This is a genomic window from Cohnella yongneupensis, from assembly GCF_042655785.1.
Classification (GTDB): domain Bacteria; phylum Bacillota; class Bacilli; order Paenibacillales; family Paenibacillaceae; genus Cohnella; species Cohnella yongneupensis.
In genome coordinates this window covers 1-4,542 of record NZ_JBHSNC010000029.1, presented here as the reverse complement: position 1 = coordinate 4,542, position 4,542 = coordinate 1, and the positions used below count along the sequence as shown (strand labels likewise).

Sequence of the window (4,542 nt, the reverse complement as noted above, 5' to 3'; positions counted from 1 at the left end):
TTGATACGAAGAGGCATTTCAGCAGCGAAGAAGTGGATCCAGCCGGACACATCCCACCACCTAACCACATCGCGGCCGCCCTTCGGGCTTAAGGTGGTAGGACGTCGTGAATACAATACGTTAGACGACATATTTCATGTGTTTAGGGGGATGTCCTGTGAGACTGGGAATAGAATTCATTGAAAAAACTGAATATGAAACTATTCATATTTCTAGAAGTTATCTAAAAGGTATTCATGAAAACGTTCCCAACATCATAGATACAACTTTTAAACTAGCTTATTTCACTGGTGATTTAGGAAATGTTGAGACCCCAGAAGGAACATTTTTGTCAATCTGCAAGATTACATATATGCAAGCCCCGTATACCTTTTGGGCGCTATACAATTTATATGAAAAAGGATATTACCTTGAAGCAATCAACTTATATAGGCACTTAATAGAAGCATTCATACAGTTGCGTTATTTTTATAAGTATCCTTCTAAGCTGGAAGAACATATAAAACAAACTAAGAGAATTAACTTTAGCGCTATGTTTAATGAATTTTCCGCTGGTTACTATAAACGATATTATTCAAATCAGCTTTCAGAAGCAGCGCATGGTTTTATATTTAAACACATGCATAGAGTGGACCTAGATCCATCTGGTAAGCGGCGAACAGTCATGGGGAGTCAATTTGATGTAGACAGGGCAACTTATGTTATTAATAACACAATCCCATTACTTTTTGGTTTTATAAATTGGTTTCCGAAATTTTTTAATAATAACAACCTAGATGATGAAACTAAATGTAGAATTACTGAATCGATTAGTTGGTTAGAGATTGCAATGGCCTCGCATAAGAGAGCAAATACTGGGTCGATGAAATGGTATGAACATATGGATAAATTCATTCAGTAGCATATTCAATGAAGTGAAATACGTCGTCTAACACCATATTCACGCATCGGGCATTCGCCCTCGGTCCGGCAGGAGTTAGAAGTGGAGTCGGTGAGGTATTTCAGTAGCGGGGAAGTAGAATCAGCCGGACACATCCGCACCGACTAAGCGCATCGCGCCCGGCCACTTCGTGGCCTTAAGTCGGTGGGACGTCGTGAATACAATAACGTTAGGCGAAATTCCCCTAGGGCGAGGTGAGGGATATGAAATGGAGCAAGTTGAAAAAACTATTAGAATCAAGAACATGTGACTCTCTAAAGGGCCGAGTTTCATTTAATAGCACACGATATAGAGGAACACATGATGAAGAAGGTAGAGCATGGATTACATTTGATAATGAGATTATTCATGATTTTTGTACAGTAAAGAGAAGATATGGATTTAATACATTAGCAGATGAAATAAGAGTTAAAACCAATTCACCTGATTGGAAAGATTTCAATCAGCAAAAAGGGTACTACCAGGCATATCAACTAGCAAATGCAGAGATGGAGAAACTAGGATTATATAATCAATACGAATTCTATAATGCTATTGAAGAATACTTGAATTTATCAATTGAAGAAGCAATGGAATCATCAAAACCAATAATCAGAGCTATATCATGGTTCGATAGAAGATTAGGAAAACGAAGATTAACAATCATTAAAACTGATGAAAACATAATTGTAAATAAGTTCAAAGAAATAAGATTGAGAGTTGAAGGTTTAATCAGAGAAGAGGGAAACTTCGCCTAACACCATATTCACGCATCGGGCCATTCGGCCCTCGGTCCGGCAGAAGTTAGATGCGGATTCGGGGGAGCATTTCAGTTGCGGAGAAGCTGGATCAGCCGGACACATCCGCACCGACTAACCGCATCGCGGCCGGCTCCTGGCGGAGCCTTAAGTCGGTGGGACGTCGTGAATACAAGAACGTTATATGAAACCGGTGTAAGAGCAATAAGAGCGAAAACATAAACCTGTAAACTTAACGTACAAGAGATTAGAGCAAAAGAGCTCTCAATAATGGAGGACTATGAACAGACAATATTTCAAGTTTAATTCTGATGATATTTTAGAAATCTTAACCGAATATTTGGCAGAAAAACATGGGTTTGGAACCTTTCAATCTAAGGCGATATTACTTGGGGATCAGTCTAATGGTATAAGAATGGTCGCTATAATTGGTGAATTAGAAGATGATGAGATCATGAAAACTGATTTGGAAGAACTCGATAAAGATATGAAATATAATGGAGATCATTAGAATTCTGAATGAATATCGAGGAAGTCACCGGCATCATATAACACCATATTCACGCTTCGGGCCATTCGGCCCTCGGTCCGGCAGAAGTTAGAAGTGGAATCGGAGAGGCATTTCAGTTTCGGGGAAGCAGGAGCAGCCGGACACATCCAACCACCTAACCGCATCGCGGCCGCCCTTCGGGCTTAAGGTGGTAGGACGTCGTGAATACAACAACGTTATAAGAAATTGGCGCAAGATCATTAAGAATTCACAAGACTACATCTTAAAGAATGGGTCATAAATATTAGAGCCAAGATAGTTTGGATCCCACTGGCAGTCGTGCTCTCAATTGTATTGTTCATTTCATTACCTTGGCTCTATATCTTTATTGGTGGACTACTAGAAGCCAATCCACCACGTCCAGAGATCAAATATGGGGAGTTTCCATTTCGACTTGAATATGAGATAAACGGACAACGAAAAGTAATTGAAGATAAAGTGATTTGTGAGTTTGATGGCTTTGGGTGGAATGAAGGGCAGGGTAAATATCGCAAATGGAAACAAAGATTTGCTAGTGGAAACGATAAAATAACATTACTGAAAGTAGGGGATATAAAGGAAATCTATTTTCCAGTGGGTAATGCAAGATATTATATGGGGGATTTGAAGGAAGAATATGAAGAATATAATAATGACATAATGAGTGCTATTTTAATTGAGAAGATCGGAAATGGCACTCAAAGTGGAGTTATTAGGGCTGATCAATTACTTTTTGAATATCATATAAAATTGATAAGTTGGGATTACACTCAACCAATTGAGAATAAATTCAAGTGACGTCCTGATCGTTAATTCGGAGAAGGCGCCAACATCTTATAACACCATATTCACGCATCGGGCAGTCGCCCTCGGTCCGGCAGGAGCTTGATGAGTATCGAAGAGGCATTTCAGTTACAAGGAAGCGGAATCAGCCGGACACATCCGCACCGACTAAGCGCATCGCGCCAGGCGACTTCGTCGCCTTAAGTCGGTGGGACGTCGTGAATACAACAACGTTATACGACATTGCCTAAGTAAGGACATCCATCCCAGACCCAAACCTGAAACCTGGTATTCAGAGAGGCATCTCGATGAAGAAGTCGAATAATTCATATTAGTTAGAACCATTTAGGCGTGATTGCAGTCACTGTGAATCATATGAATTGTTCGACAACCAGATTTCAGATCGTTTGGGTCGGGACCGAAAGATTCGTTAAGTGCTCTTAACTCTAATGAAGACCTTGATTCAAGAAACCAGATCAGTTACTTATAAAGCCTCATTCCGACCCTTAGTTCGCTACACCAATGGCACAGCGAACTAGATGATAGGGTCAGAACGAGATTTCAAGTACTGATCAGAGAATCTAGGACTTCAAGGACACGAGTTAAGAGCAAAAACAACGAATCTTTCTTGGATGACTCGAGGAAGTAGGCAACGGCGTATAACACCATATTCACGCTTCGGGGCGTTGCCCCTTCGGTCCGGACCGGAGCCCGATGTATTTTCGAAGAGGCATTTCAGTATACGAGGAAGCATATTCAGCCGGACACATCCGCACCACCTAACCGCATCGCGGCCGCTCCCGTTGGTCGCTTAAGGTGGTGGGACGTCGTGAATACAATAACGTTATATGCAATCGGGGCAGAGCGAGAGATCATATAGAAACAATTGAATAGTTAGTTTCAAACCAGTACGAGTCGTATGTAACAATCGATTCGTTTTTTCTTTGTATGGGAGATAGAGTTCAAAGGACACAAGGACACAAGGACAAAGGGACACAAGGGACACAAGGGACACAAGGGACACAAAGGACACAAGGACACAAGGACACAAGGACACAAGGAACACAAGGACACAAGGAACACAAGAACACAAGGAGACAAGGAGACAAGGACACAAGGACACAAGGAACACAAGGAACACAAGGAACACAAGAACACAAGGACACAAGAACACAAGGACACAAGGACACAAGGACACAAGGACACAAGGACACAAGGACACAAGGACATTATTAAGGACATTAAAGGATAAATTATACAATTAAGAGAATATAGAATTGAGGGTATAACAAGGTGGCCCCGACAGCATATAACACCATATTCACGCTTCGGCAGACAAGCTGCCTCGGTCCGGCACGAAGTTAGAGGTGGAAACGGAGAGGCATTTCAGCAGCGGGGAAGCGGAATCAGCCGGACACATCCCACCACCTAACCGCATCGCGGCCGCCCTTCGGGCTTAAGGTGGTAGGACGTCGTGAATACAACATCGTTAGCTGAAATCTCTCTTGCTGCGAAGAGTAAAGAACATATTAGGGTTGTAGATGTACGAGATT

At 41.8% G+C, this 4,542-nt stretch carries 4 protein-coding genes; all 4 read left to right on the top strand.

Annotated features, from left to right (window positions below; translation table 11 throughout):
- The first annotated feature begins 157 nt into the window (after window positions 1–157).
- The 4 genes from ACFPQ4_RS10080 (at window position 158) to ACFPQ4_RS10065 (ending at window position 3,004) form a co-directional block, all read left to right on the top strand.
- Window positions 158–901, top strand: coding sequence for a hypothetical protein (locus tag ACFPQ4_RS10080; RefSeq protein ID WP_378111712.1), 744 nt, complete (start codon window positions 158–160; stop codon window positions 899–901).
- Window positions 902–1,143: 242 nt separating this feature from the next.
- Window positions 1,144–1,677, top strand: a complete 534-nt coding sequence (locus ACFPQ4_RS10075; protein WP_378111711.1) for an SF0329 family protein — start codon at window positions 1,144–1,146, stop codon at window positions 1,675–1,677.
- A gap of 280 nt (window positions 1,678–1,957) precedes the next feature.
- Window positions 1,958–2,188: a hypothetical protein gene (locus ACFPQ4_RS10070; protein WP_378111710.1), complete on the top strand. Its 231-nt coding sequence runs from the start codon at window positions 1,958–1,960 to the stop codon at window positions 2,186–2,188.
- Window positions 2,189–2,506: 318 nt separating this feature from the next.
- Window positions 2,507–3,004, top strand: coding sequence for a hypothetical protein (locus ACFPQ4_RS10065; protein ID WP_378111708.1), 498 nt, complete (start codon window positions 2,507–2,509; stop codon window positions 3,002–3,004).
- Window positions 3,005–4,542: the final 1,538 nt, after the last annotated feature.